Here is a 16,651-nt window from a genome sequence, read left to right as displayed (position 1 = left end):
ATACAATAAATACAAAGCTATTATATCATAAATCCGCTTTCAACGATAAAGAAAAGGTAAGAAAAATGAAACATTTAGAAATTGAATTGAAAACACTCTTGAAAAAAGATGAATACAATCGTCTAAAAAACCAGTTCACAGACGTCACTCCTGTTCTTCAAAAAAATTACTACATAGACACGCCAGATTTTGAACTGCGAGAAAAGAAAGTCGCTATGCGCATTCGAACCTTTGAAGACTGGGCAGAATTGACACTCAAAGTCCCACAAAGTGTTGGAAACATGGAATACAATCAAAAATTGCAACTCAAAGATGCTGAAGATTATCTGAGCAAGGAAGAGCTTCCTCAAGGGCTTGTGCTGGATGAATTATCAAAACAGGGTATCCAAAGTAAAAAGTGGCAGATTCTTGGTTGTCTAACGACACTTCGCTATGAAATGCAAACAGCTATTGGTCTCATGGCGCTGGATGAGAGTCAGTACTTTGATATGACAGATTACGAATTGGAGCTTGAAGTGGAAAATCACGAGCAAGGAAAACAGGATTTCCAACAATTTTTAGAGAAAAATCAGATTTCCTACCAAAAAGCTCCTTCAAAATTGGTTCGATTTATCAAAAGCATGAAAAATAGCTGAAATAATCTCCATTTTTTGGTAAAATAGAAGAGATAAAAATACATGAATCCCAGTTCATATATGTATGCAAAACATATATAACTAGGATTTATGAAGTTTACAGAGGACGGTCTATAATGTCAGATAGAAAAAATATGAAACTTTTTGCACTCAACTCTAACCAAGAGATTTCACAAAAAATTGCTCAAGCTGTTGGTGTCCCACTTGGAAAACTGTCATCACGTCAATTTTCAGACGGAGAAATCCAAGTCAATATCGAAGAAAGTGTCCGTGGTTATGATGTTTACATCATCCAATCAACAAGTTTCCCTGTTAACAACCACCTAATGGAATTGTTGATCATGGTCGACGCCTGTGTGCGCGCAAGTGCCCACAGTATCAACGTTGTCCTTCCATATTTTGGCTATGCACGTCAAGACCGCATTGCTTCACCACGTGAGCCACTTACAGCTAAACTAGTTGCCAATATGCTGGTTAAAGCTGGTGTTGACCGTGTCCTTACGCTTGATTTACATGCTGTTCAGGTTCAAGGTTTCTTTGATATTCCTGTCGATAACCTCTACACAGTTCCCCTATTTGCAAAACATTACTGCGATAAGGGCCTACTTGGCTCAGATGTTGTTGTCGTTAGCCCTAAAAATTCAGGTGTGAAACGTGCTCGTAGCCTGGCTGAATATCTTGATGCTCCTATCGCCATTATCGACTACCCTCAAGACGATGCAACTCGCAACGAAGGTTATATTATTGGTGATGTTGAAGGTAAGAAAGCCATCTTGATTGATGATATTCTTAATACAGGACGTACCTTCTCTGAAGCTGCTAAAATCGTTGAACGTGAAGGAGCTACAGAAATTTATGCTGTTTCTAGCCACGGTCTCTTCGTCGAAGGAGCTGCTGAACTTCTTGACAATACTAATATTAAAGAAATTCTTGTGACTGATTCAGTAGCAACAAAAGAAAAAACTCCTAAAAACGTATGCTACATCACTGCTAGTGAGTTAATTGGTGATGCCATCGTCCGTATTCACGAAAGAAAACCAGTCAGCCCACTCTTTGCCTACAACAAAAAGAAATAAGGTGATTCTTTGATTTATTTGGACAATGCTGCAACGACTCCTATGTCAGCAGTTGCTATTTCAGCTATGACCAAGGTTATGCAAGAAACCCATGGCAATCCATCTAGTATTCATGGTCATGGTCGGCAAGCTGGCAAACTCTTGCGAGAAGCCCGTCAGGAACTAGCCCAGTTACTAGGGACAAAACCTCAGCATATCTTTTTCACTTCTGGTGGGACTGAAGGAAACAATACTGCCATCATTGGCTACTGCCTTCGTCACCAAGAACAAGGAAAACATATCATCACAACTGCCATTGAGCACCATGCTGTCCTTGAAACAATTGATTACTTGGTTCAACACTTTGGTTTTGAAGTAACTATTATCCAACCAGAAAATCAAGAGATCACGGCCCAGAAAATCCAAGAATCCTTACGAGATGATACGATTTTGGTTTCTACCATGTTTGCCAATAATGAGACAGGAAACCTACTTCCCATTGCTGAAATTGGCCAAATACTCAAGCAACACCCTGCTGTCTATCATGTCGATGCAGTTCAAGCTATTGGAAAAATCCCTATTTACCCAGAAGAATTGGGCATTGATTTTCTCACTGCTTCTGCCCACAAGTTCCATGGTCCTAAGGGAATCGGCTTTCTCTACGCATCTAGCATGGACTTTGATTCCTATCTACATGGCGGAGACCAAGAACAGAAAAAGCGTGCAGGAACTGAAAATCTAGCTGCCATAGTGGCTATGGTTGCAGCCCTAAAAGAAGACCTAGAAAAACAAGAAGAACATTTTCAACATGTGCAAAATTTAGGAACCGCCTTTCTTTCAGAGCTAGAGGACATTCAATATTACCTGAATAGAGGAGAACACCATCTCCCTTATGTTCTCAATATTGGATTTCCTGGCCAGAAAAATGATCTCTTACTCCTTCGTCTAGATTTAGCTGGAATTTCAATCTCTACTGGCTCAGCCTGTACGGCAGGCATTGTCCAATCCAGCCATGTTCTTGAAGCCATGTACGGAGCAAATTCAGAACGCTTGAAGGAATCCGTTCGTATCAGTTTGTCGCCACAAAATACTGTTGAAGACCTACAAACCCTCGCAAAAACCTTAAAAGAAATTATCGGAGGTTAGCCATATGGCATTTGAAAAAACCATTCAGTTAAAAAATTGTCGTTACGACTACACTCTTAGCCCTTCTGTTAAAAAATTCACCCTCAAAGATAACACCTTTTTTGAGACTAAGGTTGGTAACTATGAATTGACTCGCCTTTTGGAAAAAGTGCCAAACAGCGGTGAAGGCTTCCAACTCAAAATCATCATTAACAAGGAACTTACAGGGGCTAAAATCAATATCACTGACAAGTTTGGGCTTCGTCTAGTTGATATTTTCAAATCAGAAGACCACCACATTCATCAGGAAAAATTCTATTTCCTCATGGATAGCTTGGTAGAACGTGGTGTCTTTACAAAATCGGAAAGATAGGTCCCATATGTTTGAACTGACCTATAAGGACAACTATCATGTAGAGCGTACACTCAAGTATGAGGATTATGAAGCTCTCATGCTGGCTCTGTCAGGATGTGTGACCCTACCAGATACACTTTATGTGACTTCTCTGACTTTTAATGGCCAGGAAGTTTACAAAGGACTGGTCGGAGACCTCTACCGTTTTCTATCACATGCAGATTTTTTACATCAAAACTAAGATTTTTCTTAGTTTTTTCTTGTTTTTGTTGATTTTTTCACAATGTTTCTATAAAATAGAAGAATAGAAAGGTTGTGATTTTGTGAAAGATAAACAGTCTGCTATTCCAAAAGCTACAGCGAAAAGACTCTCTCTCTACTATCGAATTTTTAAGAGATTTCATGCAGAAAAGATTGAACGTGCCAACTCTAAGCAAATTGCAGAGGCTATCGGTATTGACTCAGCGACCGTACGTCGTGATTTTTCCTATTTTGGTGAACTAGGTCGTCGTGGTTTTGGCTATGATGTCAAAAAACTGATGACGTTTTTTGCCGATTTGCTCAATGACAACTCTATTACCAATGTCATGCTGGTTGGTATTGGAAATATGGGCCATGCCCTTCTCCACTACCGCTTCCACGAGCGTAACAAGATGAAGATTATCATGGCCTTTGATCTTGATGATCATCCTGAAGTCGGAACCCAAACTCCTGACGGGATTCCCATATACGGAATTTCTCAAATCAAGGATAAAATCAAGGATGCTGATGTGAAGACTGCTATCCTGACAGTTCCCAGCGTCAAGTCACAAGAGGTTGCCAATCTCTTGGTGGATGCTGGCGTGAAAGGAATTCTCAGTTTTTCACCAGTCCATCTGCATTTACCAAAAGACGTGGTCGTTCAGTATGTCGATTTGACAAGTGAACTCCAAACTCTCCTCTATTTCATGCGAAAAGAGGATTAGAAAGCGAAAATCATTTTATGAAAAAACCAGTTATAGGGATTACAGGAAACGAAAAAACTCATCCAGATGATGACATCATGATGAGCTACGCGGCAAAAGGCTTTGTTGAAGGCATTAAAGACGCTGGAGGGATTCCCATCATCCTACCGATTGGTGATCAAGAAATGGCCTGCCACTATATCAGTATGGTTGACAAGCTCATCTTGTCAGGTGGACAAAATGTTGATCCAAAATTCTATGGTGAACCAAAAACCATTGATAGCGATGACTACCACCTTCAAAGAGATATCTTCGAACTGGCCCTCATCAAGGAAGCTATTAAACAGAAAAAGCCCATTTTCTCTGTCTGCCGTGGAACACAACTCTTTAACGTTGCCATGGGTGGAACTTTGTACCAAGATATCGAAGATCACTGGCAGGATTGTTCCGCCGAGTACACAACCCAACGCTTAGTGACAGAACCAAATACCGTTCTACGAGAAATCTATGGAGAAATCTCCCATATCAACTCCTTCCACCATCAGAGCATCAAGGATTTAGCACCTAACTTAAAGATTGCGGCTCATGATCCTAAAGATGGTATCATTGAGGCTGTCATGAGTACGGATGATGTCGCCTTTCTCGGTGTCCAATGGCATCCAGAGTTTCTTTTTGAAAATCGTCCCAAAGATAAAAACCTCTTTGACTATGTTGTTAATGAACTTTAGATTAAATCCGTCTTTTCACGATAACTAAAGTAACTGGAGTGAGAGACAATCAAATGGTCCAAGAGGACAATTCCCATCAGGTCGCAGGCTTCTTTGACAAGTTTAGTGACATGATCATCATTTCGGCTAGGGGCTACCGCTCCCGAAGGATGATTGTGAACCAAGATGAGAGAAGTCGCCATATGCTTGATAGCATAGTGAAGAATCTCTCGTGGTTCAGCGATACTACGAGTTGCAGAACCGATAAAAATAGTCTGTTGATGGATGATTTGATTTTGAGTATTGAGATAGAGAGCCACCAGGTGCTCTTGTTTTTTGTCCCCCAATTCCTGTTGCATCTTCTTGGCCAACTTTTGACTGCTGAGAATACTTTCCATCTCAAGGGTCTCATGCTTGTGAATACGATGCCCCAGTTCAATCATAGCTTGTAACTCTATGGCCTTAACACGGCCGATACCAGATAGACTCTGCAATTCCTGCAGGGTCATTTTTTTCAAATCTGTTAGGCTTGAAAGATTGTTCAAGACTTTCTGGGCAATTTCAAAAACGCTAGCCTGACGCGTTCCTGTCCTGAGTAAAATAGCTAGCAACTCTTGATTACTGAGCGCTTCTACTCCTTCCTTGGCCAGTCTTTCTCTTGGTAATAGTGAATCTTCTTGAAATGAAATACTGTACATAAAAATCCTCCTCACTTTATTATTCGTGAGAAGGATGGAAAATTAGATTTTTTTCTCAATTGGGGCTACACTAGCTAAAAGTTTTTTCAAACCAACATCTGGGAAATTGATTTTTAATTCCTGAGTAGCTCCGTTACCTGAAACTTCCAGAACAGTTCCCTCTCCCCATTTTTTGTGGAGAGCAATGTCACCAATGGACCAATTTGTCTCACTAGAGACTGATTTTGCACCAGCCGTAAATTGACCAAATGGAAGACCGCTTGACTGGATAGTTTTTGGTGCTGCACTGTGTTTACGGTCTTGAAGAGCCTGAGCCAAACTCATACCTTGACCGAAAGCAAGGCCACCACTGCTATATGATGCCTTAAAGCTTGTATTTGCTGGGCGCGCCAATCCTTGATACTCCAGCAAGTCTGAACTGATTTCGTTAATAAAACGAGTCGGACGGTTATAGTTGGTACGACCAAAAAGCAGGCGCGAGTTGGCATTTGTCAGATAGAGAATTTTCTCTGCACGCGTAATTCCTACATAGGCCAGACGGCGTTCTTCTTCCAATTCATCTGGATCTTCAGCTGCACGACTAAGTGGAAAGACATTTTCTTCCATCCCAATCAAAAAGACAACTGGAAACTCAAGACCTTTGGCAGCATGCAGGGTCATCAGGGTCACTTCTGATGTCTCCTGACTACCTGAATCTGTGTCTGCAATTAAGGCCAAATCATTTAAGAAACGACTCAGTTTATCCAGACCAGTTTCCTCTTCTGACACATCAGAAGTGTCATCAAAGTTTTTCGTCACAGAAAGGAACTCTTCGATATTTTCAACCCGAGCCTTACTTTCCAGAGTTGCTTGGGCATTAAGAATATCGACGTAACCTGTTTTTTCTAGAACCGCCTCAACCAACTCAGTAATGCTTAAGTGGTCCAGTTGCTCCCGCAAATCTAACATCATATTTGCAAAATACCAGATAGACTGGGCTACTTTTCCTTTGATGCCAGACAACATGATGTTTGCTGAAGCATCTAACATAGATATATTTTGTATATTTGCAAAATCACGAATTTTCTCAACAGTGCCTGGCCCAATTCCACGTTTCGGTTCGTTGATAATACGCTCAAAACTAATATTGTCACTCAAATTGGCAATGAGGTTGAGATAAGCGATAATATCGCGAATTTCCTTACGGCTGTAGAACTTTGTTCCACCAACCATAGTATAAGGGATGTTAGACTTGAGCAGGGCTTCTTCAATGGTACGAGATTGAGCATTTGTACGATAGAGAACTGCAAAATCCTTGTGAAGGAAGTTTTGACTGCGACCAAGTTCATCAATGGTTTTGGCTACAAATACAGCCTCATCCTGCTCATCATTGGCACGATAGTAAACGATTTGCTCCCCATCAGCATTCTGAGTCCAGAGATTCTTAGGACGGCGGTTTTTATTGTTTTTAATGACCTCGTTGGCCGCTTGAAGAATGGTTTTGGTTGAGCGATAATTCTCCTCCAACAAAACAACCTTGGCTTGGGGATAATCTTTCTCGAAATCCAAAATATTCTGCATATCAGCACCACGCCAACCGTAGATAGACTGGTCCGCATCCCCAACCACACAGATATTTTTAAATCGCGAAGCCAAGAGTTTGACCAATTGGTACTGGGCATGGTTGGTATCTTGGTACTCATCAACGTGGATGTACTGGAACTTCTGCTGATAGTAGGTCAAAACATCAGGATTTTGATCAAAGAGACGCAGGGTCAGCATAATCAAATCATCAAAGTCAACTGACTCCGACTGACGCAGTTCTTTTTGGTAAGCAGTGTAACACTGGGACACGATTTGCGTATACATATCGCCAGCTTGGGCAGCATAAGCTACATCATCAATCAGGTCATTCTTGGCATTGGAAATGGTCCCTAAGATGCTTCGTTCATTCCATTTTTTAGGATCCAAGTTCAACTGCTTGAGAATGCGTTTCATGAGCGTTCGCTGCTCCCCAGGATCTACAATAGTGAAATTGCGGTTGTAGCCAATATGGTCCGCATCACGACGCAAAATACGAACACACATGGAGTGGAAGGTCGCAATCAGACAGTCCTGAGTAGCTGGATTAAGGTTATAAGCACGCTCTTTCATCTCACGCGCAGCCTTGTTGGTAAAGGTAATGGCCAAGATATTCCAAGGATTGACTAGCTTTTCATCAATCAAATAAGCAATGCGGTGGGTCAAAACTCGGGTCTTTCCAGACCCTGCCCCCGCCATGATTAACAAGGGACCTTCTGTCGTTTGCACCGCTTCAGCCTGACGGTCATTCATTCCATTTAATAATGCGTTCATCTTCTCTTCCTTACTCTTGAAGTCAATATTTCTATTATATCAGAAATCAGGGAAAATATCTTTACCTAAACTGGTTACGTGTAGAAGGCAACTCCTTATATCTAGATAAAAAATGAGCTTGGATAGTATTTCCAAACTCATTTGAATTCAATTAAACTATTAGAACAAGCCTAGAACGGTTCCATCGCTTTCAACATCCATGTTTAGAGCAGCTGGTCGTTTTGGAAGTCCTGGCATGGTCATGACATCTCCAGTTAAGGCAACTATGAAGCCTGCACCTAATTTTGGTACCAATTCACGAATGGTAATTTCAAAGTTTTCAGGTGCTCCAAGTGCATTTGGATTATCTGAGAAACTATATTGAGTTTTAGCCATACAGATTGGTAATTTGTCCCAACCGTTTTGAACGATTTGAGCGATTTGCGTTTGAGCTTTCTTCTCAAAGTTTACTTTTGAACCACGGTAGATTTCAGTAACAATCTTTTCAATCTTTTCTTGGACAGAAAGGTCATTATCATACAGACGTTTGTAGTTAGCTGGGTTTTCAGTAATAGTCTTAACAACTGTTTCGGCAAGTGCTACTCCACCTTCTGCACCATCAGCCCAGACACTAGCCAATTCAACTGGTACATCGATTGAGGCACAAAGTTCTTTCAAGGCTGCAATTTCAGCTTCTGTATCAGAAACAAATTCATTGATTGCTACAACTGCAGGTACTCCAAATTTACGGATATTTTCAACATGGCGTTTCAAGTTGGCAAAACCTGCTCTAACTGCTTCTACATTTTCCTCTGTCAAAGCGTCTTTAGCCACACCACCATTCATCTTAAGGGCACGAAGGGTTGCAACAATAACTACTGCATCTGGAGATGTTGGCAAGTTTGGTGTCTTAATATCAAGGAATTTCTCGGCACCAAGGTCTGCACCAAAACCAGCTTCAGTAACTGTGTAATCAGCCAAGTGAAGGGCTGTGCTTGTTGCTAAGACTGAATTACATCCATGAGCAATATTGGCAAATGGACCACCATGTACAAAGGCAGGTGTACCGTAAATTGTCTGAACCAGGTTCGGTTTAATAGCATCCTTCAAAATCAAAGCCAAGGCACCTTCAACCTTCAAATCACCTACAGAAACTGGTGTACGGTCATAGCGATAACCGATAACGATATTGGCCAAACGGCGTTTCAAGTCCTCGATGTCCGTTGCCAAGCAAAGAATTGCCATAATTTCGGAAGCGACGGTAATGTCAAAGCCATCCTCACGTGGAATACCATTTAGAGGGCCACCAAGCCCAACTGTTACATGGCGAAGAGCACGGTCGTTCAAGTCCACAACACGTTTCCAAAGGATACGACGTTGATCAATTCCCAGCTCATTGCCTTGGTGCAAGTGGTTGTCAATCAAGGCAGAAAGGGCGTTGTTGGCAGTTGTAATGGCGTGCATATCCCCAGTAAAGTGGAGATTGATGTCCTCCATTGGTAGAACTTGAGCGTAACCACCTCCTGCAGCACCACCCTTAATCCCCATTACTGGACCAAGAGATGGTTCGCGGATAGCAATCATGGTTTTCTTGCCAATCTTGTTCAAGGCATCCGCCAGACCAATGGTAATGGTTGATTTCCCTTCACCTGCAGGTGTTGGATTGATGGCAGTAACCAGAATCAATTTCCCAACTGGATTGCTCTCAACTGCACGAATTTTATCAAAGCTGAGCTTAGCCTTGTACTTTCCATACAACTCCAAATCATCGTAAGAAATACCAAGCTTCTCTACAACATCAATAATGGGCTTCAACTCAATACTCTGTGCGATTTCAATATCTGTTTTCATTCAAAACTCCTCTAACCTCTTATATGATAATTCATTATATCACAAAACAAGATTTTTAACATCCCAAAACTCTCTAAACGTTCGTAAATATCCCTGTTTTTAAGGTTTTTAGTGTCCTTTCTTAAATTTTATATGGCTTTATAGTTTGAAACTATAGTAAATCTTCGTTTTTACCAAAAATTTATCGCTTTCATTTTACTTACCGTTTATTTTTGTGTACAATAGTTCTATGAAAATTTTAGTTACATCGGGCGGTACCAGTGAAGCCATCGATAGCGTCCGCTCTATCACTAACCATTCTACAGGTCGCTTGGGCAAAATCATCACAGAAACTTTGCTTGCTGCAGGGCATGAAGTTTGTTTGATAACGACAAAACTAGCTGTGAAGCCAGAATCCCATCCCAATCTAAGTATTCGAGAAATTAACAATACAAACGACCTTCTTCTTGAAATGCAAGAACGTGTTAAGGACTATCAGATTTTAATTCACTCAATGGCGGTGTCTGACTACACTCCTGTTTATATGACAGGGCTTGAGGAGGTTCAGGCTAGCTCCAATCTAGAAGAATTTTTAAGCAAGCAGAATCATCAAGCTAAGATTTCTTCAACTGATGAGGTTCAAGTTTTGTTCCTTAAAAAGACACCCAAAATCATCTCTCTAGTCAAGGAGTGGAACCCTGCTATTCATCTGATTGGTTTCAAACTGCTGGTTGATGTCTCTGAGGATTACCTCATCGAGATTGCTAGAAAAAGTCTTATCAAGAACCAAGCAGACCTGATTATCGCAAATGACCTCACTCAAATCTCAGCGAACCAGCATCGTGCAATCTTTGTTGAAAAAGATCAGCTTCAAACAGTCCAGACTAAAGAAGAAATTGCAGAACTCCTCCTTAAAAAAATTCAAGCCTATCATTCATAGAAAGGAAAGCTATGGCACATATTCTCTTGGCTGTAACGGGCTCAATCGCCTCTTACAAGTCGGCAGATTTAGTCAGTTCTCTAAAAAAACAAGATCATCAAATCACTGTCTTAATGACTCAGGCTGCTACAGAGTTTATCCAACCTTTGACACTACAGGTACTCTCACAGAATCCTGTCCACTTGGATGTCATGAAGGAACCCTATCCAGATCAAGTCAATCATATCGAACTGGGAAAAAAAGCAGATCTATTTATCGTAGTACCTGCAACTGCTAACACTATTGCAAAACTAGCCCATGGTTTTGCGGACAACATGGTGACCAGTACGGCTTTAGCCTTGCCAAGTCATATTCCCAAACTAATAGCTCCTGCTATGAATACAAAAATGTATGACCATCCAGCAACTCAGGCTAATCTGAAAACATTAGAAAGCTACGGCTATCAGCTGATTGCTCCTAAGGAATCCCTACTAGCTTGTGGAGACCACGGACGAGGAGCTTTAGCTGACCTCACAATTATTTTAGAAAGAATAAAGGAAACTCTCGATGAAAAAACGCTCTAATATTGCACCCATTGCTATCTTTTTTGCAACCATGCTCGTGATACACTTTCTGAGCTCACTTATCTTTAACCTTTTTCCATTTCCAATCAAACCGACCATTGTTCATATTCCTGTCATTATTGCCAGCATTATCTACGGTCCACGAGTTGGGGTCACACTTGGATTTTTGATGGGGCTACTTAGTTTGACCGTTAACACGATTACAATTTTACCAACAAGCTACCTCTTCTCCCCATTTGTACCAAACGGAAACATCTACTCAGCTATCATTGCCATTGTCCCACGTATTTTGATTGGTTTAACTCCGTATCTAGTCTATAAACTAATGAAAAACAAGACTGGCCTGATTCTAGCTGGTGCCCTGGGTTCACTTACCAACACAGTCTTTGTACTTGGTGGAATTTTCTACCTTTTTGGAAATGTCTTTGATGGTAATATCCAAAAACTCCTAGCAACTGTTATCTCAACGAATTCGATTGCTGAATTAGTTATTTCCGCAGTTCTAACCCTAGCCATTGTTCCAAGACTACAAACCTTGAAGAAATAAAAACAATCTCCGCTTTCAAGCTTGAAGGTGGAGATTTTGCTCTATACAGTTTCTTTTTAGTGAAATCTTTACCAATATTTAATTTAAAATGGCCTATAAACTTAAGTAAATCCTTGATTTATTCTCTTGTTTATTATACTATACTAGTGTATATACAGTTAAAAGGAGATTCTTATGAACACACGGAAAAAGACACAATTTATGACAATGACTGCCCTCTTAACGGCTATTGCAATTTTGATTCCAATTGTTATGCCTTTCAAGATTGTCATTCCACCTGCTTCCTATACTTTAGGAAGCCACATTGCTATTTTTATCGCCATGTTCTTATCGCCCTTGATGGCTGTTTTTGTCATCCTAGCTTCTAGCTTCGGATTTTTGATGGCTGGCTATCCCATGGTTATCGTTTTTCGAGCTTTTTCCCATATCTTTTTTGGGACTTTGGGGGCTCTTTACCTACAAAAATTCCCCGATACCCTAGATAAACCAAAAGCTTCCTGGATTTTCAACTTTGTGTTAGCTCTTGTCCATGCCCTTGCTGAAGTATTAGCTTGTGTCGTTTTTTATGCAACTTCCGGTACCAATGTAGAAAATATGTTTTATGTTCTATTTGTACTAGTTGGATTTGGCACAATTATCCATAGTATGGTAGACTATACATTAGCACTAGCTGTCTATAAAGTGCTTCGAAAACGCCGTTAAAAAGGAAAAGCTATGACAAAAGATCGCAAACATGCTCTGCTCCAACTCTTGAAAGAAGCTCCTAAAGCCCTTAATGGCCAAAGTTTGGCGGAACATTTTCATGTCACACGTCAGGTCATTGTACAGGACATTGCAATTTTAAGAGCCGATGGCGCTCCTATCCTATCCACCAATCGTGGCTACATCTATAAGCAAATTGAAACCAATCCTTATGTTCACAAACTTTTCAAAGTGAAACATGAAGTTGAAGAAATCGGTCAAGAACTCTTTGCTATCGTTGATAATGGTGGACGTGTTCAAAATACCTTGATTGACCATCCCGTTTATGGAGAAATTGAAACCTTGCTGAAACTGTCTTGTCGCAGAGATGTACAACATTTTCTAGAACAAGTCGAGCATTCTGACTTTAGACCTCTGTCTGAATTGACAGATGGCATCCATTACCACCTAGTCGAAGCTGAAACACAACAAGACCTCCACTATATTGAGGAGGCCTTGGATCAGCTAGGTTATTTAGTAAAGGATTAGAAAATTTTCTTTTCCCAATCGTCTTCTGTACGGCGAGGGTAGAAAAATTCAGATTTGTCAGGAGCTTCCATCATTTTCATCAAAGGTAACATATCATATGCCAGATCCAAGTTTGGAATCTGGTCTTTTTGCACCCAAAAGCTCAAATACTAACAATAATATTTAAAAACTACATTGAATGAAAATTAACAACTACCTACTTACTAAAAATATATCACCAGTTATGTTGATCAACATTATCCTTAGTCACAAGATAAATTGGAGAAACTGTTTCTTTTTCCAGTTTTTTCCCTTGATAATGATCTATTGCTGATTGAATAGCAATTTCACCCATCTTAGCTGGTTGCTGAGCAATAGTGGCAGTAATATCACCTTTTGCAATAGCATCATGTGCATCTGGTTGACCATCAATACCAACAATTAATACATTGCTAAGACCAGCTGCTTTTACTGCTTGTGCAGCTCCTAACGCCATCTCATCATTCTGTGCAAAGATTGCTTGTACTTCTTTGTTTCCTTGAATCATATTTTGCGCTGTATTCAAAGCTTTTGCGCGGTCAAAATTAGCGGATTGACTAGAAAGAACATCTAAATTTGTCTTTGAAATTTGTTCAAATCCTTTACCTCTATCTACAGTTGCAGAAGCGCCAGGGACTCCTGATAATTCAAAAGTTTTTGCTTTTTCTCCCAATTGCTTGGTAATAAATTCTGCAGCCATTTTACCTGCTTCTACGTTATCAGAAGCAACAGTTGTCAAGACTTCACCTCCATTACTACCGCGGTCAATTAAGATTACCGGAATATTTGCATTATTAGCAGCTTTAATAGATGTAACAATTGCATCAGAATCAACTGGATTAATTAGTAAAGCATCAACATTTTGACTAATAAAATTTTGAATATCATCTGCTTGTCTAGCAGCATCATCTTGTGCATCTGCTATCTTCAAAGTTACTTCTTTTTCTCTTGCGGCTTTTTCAAGACCATCTTTCATAGCTACAAAATAGGGATTGTTAGTAGTCGAAATAGAAACTCCTAATTTTAATTCTTTTGCCGACTTTTGAATCGTAGATTTATTATCATTTGATGAATTTCCTAAACCAGTTTTTCCACAAGCTACTAAAGCAAAAATAAATGTTACAAACAAAGCAAAAATGCTAATTTTTTTAATATTTTTCATGTTATTACTCCTCGTAATATATATCTATAGGGATAGTTTCAATCCCGATTATTGTACGTCATCTAATAAATTGTTACTATTTCCAAAAAAATTGAAAATTATTCTACTGTTTTACAACTTTAAAACGATCAATCAGAACAGCAATTAAGATTACAACTCCTTTTACTACTTGTTGCCAAAATGCTGAAACACCAATAATATTAAGTCCATTATTCAAAACTCCAATAATTAAAGCACCTATTAGAGTCCCAAGTATACGACCTTTACCTCCAGATAAAGAGGTTCCTCCAAGAACAACAGCTGCAATAGCATCCATTTCATAACTAGCACCTGCTGTTGGTTGAGCAGAACTTAAGCGTGATGTTATAATTAATCCAGAAATTGAAGCCATAATACCTGATATTGAATAAATGATAATTTTCACTTTATTTAATTTCACACCTGATATATATGCTGCTTTTTCATTCCCCCCTATAGCATATACAGATTTACCAAATGCTGTTTTATGAAGTAAAACATATAAAACAATAAATACAATAAACATAATAATTACAGGAAATGGAATTCCGACTATATAACCTTGCCCCAAAAATTGAAATAAGAATGTATCACTTAATCCTTTTGTGATAGGATTCCCATTTGTATAAACAAGTGTTGCTCCCCTAAAAATAGTCATAGTCGCTAAAGTGACGATAAATGGAGCTAATTTCCCGTAGGAAATCAATAACCCATTCATCATACCTAGAATGCAACCCAAAATTAAAGAGATGAGAATTGCTAACGTAACAGGCATTCCAGATCCTAATAGGCCAGCGGTTAGCGCACTGGACAAGGCTAAAATTGATCCAACTGATAAATCAATTCCACCTGTTAGAATAACAAAGGTCATTCCAAAAGCGATCAGTGCATTTGATGTTACTTGCAATAGTAAATTTAACAGATTATTTGCTGTTAAAAAATTTGAATTGATAATAGTGATGACAGCCATTAAAATTATCAATGCTATTACTGTTGTCAATTCTGACATATACTTCATAGTATTTTTCACACTATTGTCCTCCTGTAGCTAGTTGCATAACTTTTTCTTGTGTAGCTTCTTGACGTGTTAATTCTCCACTAATTCTTCCTTCATGCATGACCATAATACGATCACTGACTCCGATCACTTCTGGTAAATCTGAAGATACCATAATAATCGGCACACCTCGTTCAGCCAATTCATTCATTAATTGGTAAATTTCACGCTTAGCACCAACATCTACCCCACGAGTTGGCTCATCTAGAATCAGTACTTTTGGAGCAATACCTATCCATTTTGCTAAAACTACTTTCTGTTGATTACCACCAGAAAGTGTTCCAACTTCCTTATCTGGATAACCTGATTTAATTCGTAGCCTATCTATTAAACGTTGTACAAATATATCACTTGTTTTATTATCGAAAATGCCATTTTTAACAAAATCACGAGTACTAGGTAAAGTCATATTATCTTTAATAGAAAAATCTAAAATCAATCCCTCATCTTTACGATCTTCTGTTAAGAAACCAATTCCATGCTTAATTGCTTCAAAAGGATTTTTAATTATCAGTTGTTCTTCGTTTATTATAATTTGACCAGATTTTAAAGAATCAATTCCAAAAATTGCTCGCATTATTTCAGTACGACCAGCACCCATCAAACCAGAAAAACCAAGAATTTCCCCTTGACGTACATAGAAAGAAATATCCGTAAAAGCATCACCAGAAAGATTCTTAGCTTGAAAAACAATATTCCCAATCTCAGCCTTTTTTTCTGGATAATAATCTTCTAATTCACGACCTACCATCTTCTGAACTAATTCATCCGCATTAGTTAAGTTCGTTTTCTTGGTATCAATTACAAACCCATCCCTCATAACAGTTATAAGATCTGTAATCTTAAAGATTTCTTCCATCCGATGTGAAATATACACAATACCTACACCATCAGATTTTAATCCTTCTATCACTTTAAAAAGTGTTTCAGTTTCACGATCAGTTAAAGCTGCTGTGGGTTCATCCATAATTAACAAGGAAACTTCTGATAATAGACATTTTGCTATTTCTATCATTTGTTGTTGTCCGACTGATAATTGACCAATGATTGCATCGAGAGGAATAGATATATTAAGACGTTTAAATGCTTCTTTAGCTTTCCTTTCCATACTAGCTTTATCTAGAAACCCAATCGAATTTTTAATTTCTCTTCCTAAAAAAAGATTATCAAGTACAGTCATATCTGGCCAAGTATTCATTTCTTGATGAATAAAACTCAGTCCAAACCGTTCTGCCTCTTGAGGATTAGAAAATGTTTTTTCTTTTCCATCAATAAAAATAGTTCCTGAAGTGGCTGGAAAAAGTCCAGTTAAAATATTCATTAAGGTTGATTTGCCTGCACCATTCTCTCCCATTAAAGCATGAACTTCTCCTGAATTAAGAACCAAATCAATACTTTCTAAAACACGATTATTCCCAAAAGATTTTGAAATGTTCTTCATTTCAATTTTCATA

18 protein-coding genes and 1 pseudogene are annotated in these 16,651 nt (G+C 39.1%); 12 read left to right on the top strand and 7 right to left on the bottom strand.

Features of this window, described 5'->3' with window-relative positions:
* Positions 1 to 65: 65 nt before the first annotated feature.
* From QM865_RS04010 to QM865_RS03980, 7 genes are all read left to right on the top strand, one after another.
* Entirely contained in the window at positions 66 to 635 is a 570-nt protein-coding gene (locus QM865_RS04010) for a CYTH domain-containing protein (RefSeq protein WP_414306054.1), read from the top strand.
* A 116-nt stretch (positions 636 to 751) separates the two neighbouring features.
* Entirely contained in the window at positions 752 to 1,711 is a 960-nt protein-coding gene (locus QM865_RS04005) for a ribose-phosphate diphosphokinase (RefSeq protein ID WP_414306053.1), read from the top strand.
* Positions 1,712 to 1,720: 9 nt separating this feature from the next.
* Entirely contained in the window at positions 1,721 to 2,836 is a 1,116-nt protein-coding gene (locus QM865_RS04000) for a cysteine desulfurase family protein (protein ID WP_414306052.1), read from the top strand.
* A gap of 4 nt (positions 2,837 to 2,840) precedes the next feature.
* Positions 2,841 to 3,188 carry a DUF1831 domain-containing protein gene (locus QM865_RS03995; RefSeq protein ID WP_000863540.1) on the top strand — a complete coding sequence of 116 codons (348 nt, stop codon included), beginning with the start codon at positions 2,841 to 2,843 and terminating at the stop codon, positions 3,186 to 3,188.
* Between the two features lie 7 nt (positions 3,189 to 3,195).
* A complete protein-coding gene (locus QM865_RS03990; RefSeq protein WP_261085334.1) occupies positions 3,196 to 3,411 on the top strand; it encodes a DUF4649 family protein in 216 nt (71 codons plus the stop codon).
* An 82-nt stretch (positions 3,412 to 3,493) separates the two neighbouring features.
* Positions 3,494 to 4,135, top strand: a complete 642-nt coding sequence (locus QM865_RS03985; RefSeq protein ID WP_000653417.1) for a redox-sensing transcriptional repressor Rex — start codon at positions 3,494 to 3,496, stop codon at positions 4,133 to 4,135.
* Positions 4,136 to 4,152: 17 nt separating this feature from the next.
* The gene (locus QM865_RS03980; RefSeq protein WP_414306051.1) at positions 4,153 to 4,842 is read left to right on the top strand and encodes a gamma-glutamyl-gamma-aminobutyrate hydrolase family protein; all 690 of its coding nucleotides are present in this window, start codon (positions 4,153 to 4,155) and stop codon (positions 4,840 to 4,842) included.
* Here QM865_RS03980 and radC read toward each other — a convergent pair.
* The 3 genes from radC to QM865_RS03965 all read right to left on the bottom strand — a co-directional run bounded on the left by radC (position 4,839) and on the right by QM865_RS03965 (position 9,683).
* Positions 4,839 to 5,519 carry a RadC family protein gene (gene radC, locus QM865_RS03975; RefSeq protein WP_033683740.1) on the bottom strand — a complete coding sequence of 227 codons (681 nt, stop codon included), beginning with the start codon at positions 5,517 to 5,519 and terminating at the stop codon, positions 4,839 to 4,841. The genes QM865_RS03980 and radC overlap by 4 nt on opposite strands.
* 42 nt (positions 5,520 to 5,561) lie before the next feature.
* On the bottom strand, positions 5,562 to 7,853 hold the full coding sequence (gene pcrA / locus QM865_RS03970) for a DNA helicase PcrA (protein ID WP_414306050.1): 2,292 nt from the start codon (positions 7,851 to 7,853) through the stop codon (positions 5,562 to 5,564).
* Between the two features lie 159 nt (positions 7,854 to 8,012).
* Positions 8,013 to 9,683, bottom strand: coding sequence for a formate--tetrahydrofolate ligase (locus QM865_RS03965; protein WP_414306049.1), 1,671 nt, complete (start codon positions 9,681 to 9,683; stop codon positions 8,013 to 8,015).
* Between the two features lie 229 nt (positions 9,684 to 9,912).
* Here QM865_RS03965 and coaB point away from each other — a divergent pair, with 229 nt between their 5' ends.
* The 5 genes from coaB (at position 9,913) to QM865_RS03940 (ending at position 12,942) form a co-directional block, all read left to right on the top strand.
* Positions 9,913 to 10,602: a phosphopantothenate--cysteine ligase gene (coaB, locus tag QM865_RS03960; protein WP_261128212.1), complete on the top strand. Its 690-nt coding sequence runs from the start codon at positions 9,913 to 9,915 to the stop codon at positions 10,600 to 10,602.
* An 11-nt stretch (positions 10,603 to 10,613) separates the two neighbouring features.
* Positions 10,614 to 11,165 carry a phosphopantothenoylcysteine decarboxylase gene (coaC, locus tag QM865_RS03955; protein ID WP_414306048.1) on the top strand — a complete coding sequence of 184 codons (552 nt, stop codon included), beginning with the start codon at positions 10,614 to 10,616 and terminating at the stop codon, positions 11,163 to 11,165.
* Positions 11,149 to 11,712: an ECF transporter S component gene (locus QM865_RS03950; protein ID WP_000747412.1), complete on the top strand. Its 564-nt coding sequence runs from the start codon at positions 11,149 to 11,151 to the stop codon at positions 11,710 to 11,712. The genes coaC and QM865_RS03950 overlap by 17 nt, the downstream gene beginning before the upstream one ends.
* A gap of 174 nt (positions 11,713 to 11,886) precedes the next feature.
* Positions 11,887 to 12,414, top strand: coding sequence for an ECF transporter S component (locus QM865_RS03945; RefSeq protein WP_001097393.1), 528 nt, complete (start codon positions 11,887 to 11,889; stop codon positions 12,412 to 12,414).
* A gap of 12 nt (positions 12,415 to 12,426) precedes the next feature.
* Entirely contained in the window at positions 12,427 to 12,942 is a 516-nt protein-coding gene (locus tag QM865_RS03940) for a transcription repressor NadR (protein ID WP_125454474.1), read from the top strand.
* On the opposite strand, the pseudogene QM865_RS03935 reads toward QM865_RS03940, so the two are convergent.
* The 4 genes and pseudogenes from QM865_RS03935 to QM865_RS03920 form a co-directional block, all read right to left on the bottom strand.
* Positions 12,939 to 13,079, bottom strand: a pseudogene (locus tag QM865_RS03935) (NUDIX hydrolase); the annotation flags it as partial. The gene QM865_RS03940 and the pseudogene QM865_RS03935 overlap by 4 nt on opposite strands.
* Before the next feature lie 77 nt (positions 13,080 to 13,156).
* Complete coding sequence (locus QM865_RS03930) at positions 13,157 to 14,122, bottom strand: substrate-binding domain-containing protein (protein ID WP_000789621.1); 966 nt, start codon at positions 14,120 to 14,122, stop codon at positions 13,157 to 13,159.
* A gap of 103 nt (positions 14,123 to 14,225) precedes the next feature.
* On the bottom strand, positions 14,226 to 15,170 hold the full coding sequence (locus QM865_RS03925; RefSeq protein ID WP_004248623.1) for an ABC transporter permease subunit: 945 nt from the start codon (positions 15,168 to 15,170) through the stop codon (positions 14,226 to 14,228).
* A 1-nt stretch (position 15,171) separates the two neighbouring features.
* Positions 15,172 to 16,650 (bottom strand): sugar ABC transporter ATP-binding protein, encoded by a 1,479-nt coding sequence (locus tag QM865_RS03920; protein WP_112443746.1) that lies wholly within the window; start codon positions 16,648 to 16,650, stop codon positions 15,172 to 15,174.
* Position 16,651 lies beyond the last annotated feature (1 nt).

Source organism: Streptococcus mitis, from assembly GCF_047462815.1.
Classification (GTDB): domain Bacteria; phylum Bacillota; class Bacilli; order Lactobacillales; family Streptococcaceae; genus Streptococcus; species Streptococcus mitis_DO.
This window is presented reverse-complemented; position numbering and strand designations above follow the sequence as displayed.

Bases quoted from the DNA above. Each gene is read 5' to 3' on its own strand.
- QM865_RS04010 (WP_414306054.1), top strand. From the start codon at position 66: ATGAAACATTTAGAAATTGAATTGAAAACACTCTTGAAAAAAGATGAA.
- QM865_RS04005 (WP_414306053.1), top strand. From the start codon at position 752: ATGTCAGATAGAAAAAATATGAAACTTTTTGCACTCAACTCTAACCAA.
- QM865_RS03995 (WP_000863540.1), top strand. From the start codon at position 2,841: ATGGCATTTGAAAAAACCATTCAGTTAAAAAATTGTCGTTACGACTAC.
- QM865_RS03990 (WP_261085334.1), top strand. From the start codon at position 3,196: ATGTTTGAACTGACCTATAAGGACAACTATCATGTAGAGCGTACACTC.
- QM865_RS03980 (WP_414306051.1), top strand. From the start codon at position 4,153: ATGAAAAAACCAGTTATAGGGATTACAGGAAACGAAAAAACTCATCCA.
- radC (WP_033683740.1), bottom strand. From the start codon at position 5,519: ATGTACAGTATTTCATTTCAAGAAGATTCACTATTACCAAGAGAAAGA.
- pcrA (WP_414306050.1), bottom strand. From the start codon at position 7,853: ATGAACGCATTATTAAATGGAATGAATGACCGTCAGGCTGAAGCGGTG.
- QM865_RS03965 (WP_414306049.1), bottom strand. From the start codon at position 9,683: ATGAAAACAGATATTGAAATCGCACAGAGTATTGAGTTGAAGCCCATT.
- coaB (WP_261128212.1), top strand. From the start codon at position 9,913: ATGAAAATTTTAGTTACATCGGGCGGTACCAGTGAAGCCATCGATAGC.
- coaC (WP_414306048.1), top strand. From the start codon at position 10,614: ATGGCACATATTCTCTTGGCTGTAACGGGCTCAATCGCCTCTTACAAG.
- QM865_RS03950 (WP_000747412.1), top strand. From the start codon at position 11,149: ATGAAAAAACGCTCTAATATTGCACCCATTGCTATCTTTTTTGCAACC.
- QM865_RS03945 (WP_001097393.1), top strand. From the start codon at position 11,887: ATGAACACACGGAAAAAGACACAATTTATGACAATGACTGCCCTCTTA.
- QM865_RS03940 (WP_125454474.1), top strand. From the start codon at position 12,427: ATGACAAAAGATCGCAAACATGCTCTGCTCCAACTCTTGAAAGAAGCT.
- QM865_RS03930 (WP_000789621.1), bottom strand. From the start codon at position 14,122: ATGAAAAATATTAAAAAAATTAGCATTTTTGCTTTGTTTGTAACATTT.
- QM865_RS03920 (WP_112443746.1), bottom strand. From the start codon at position 16,650: ATGAAAATTGAAATGAAGAACATTTCAAAATCTTTTGGGAATAATCGT.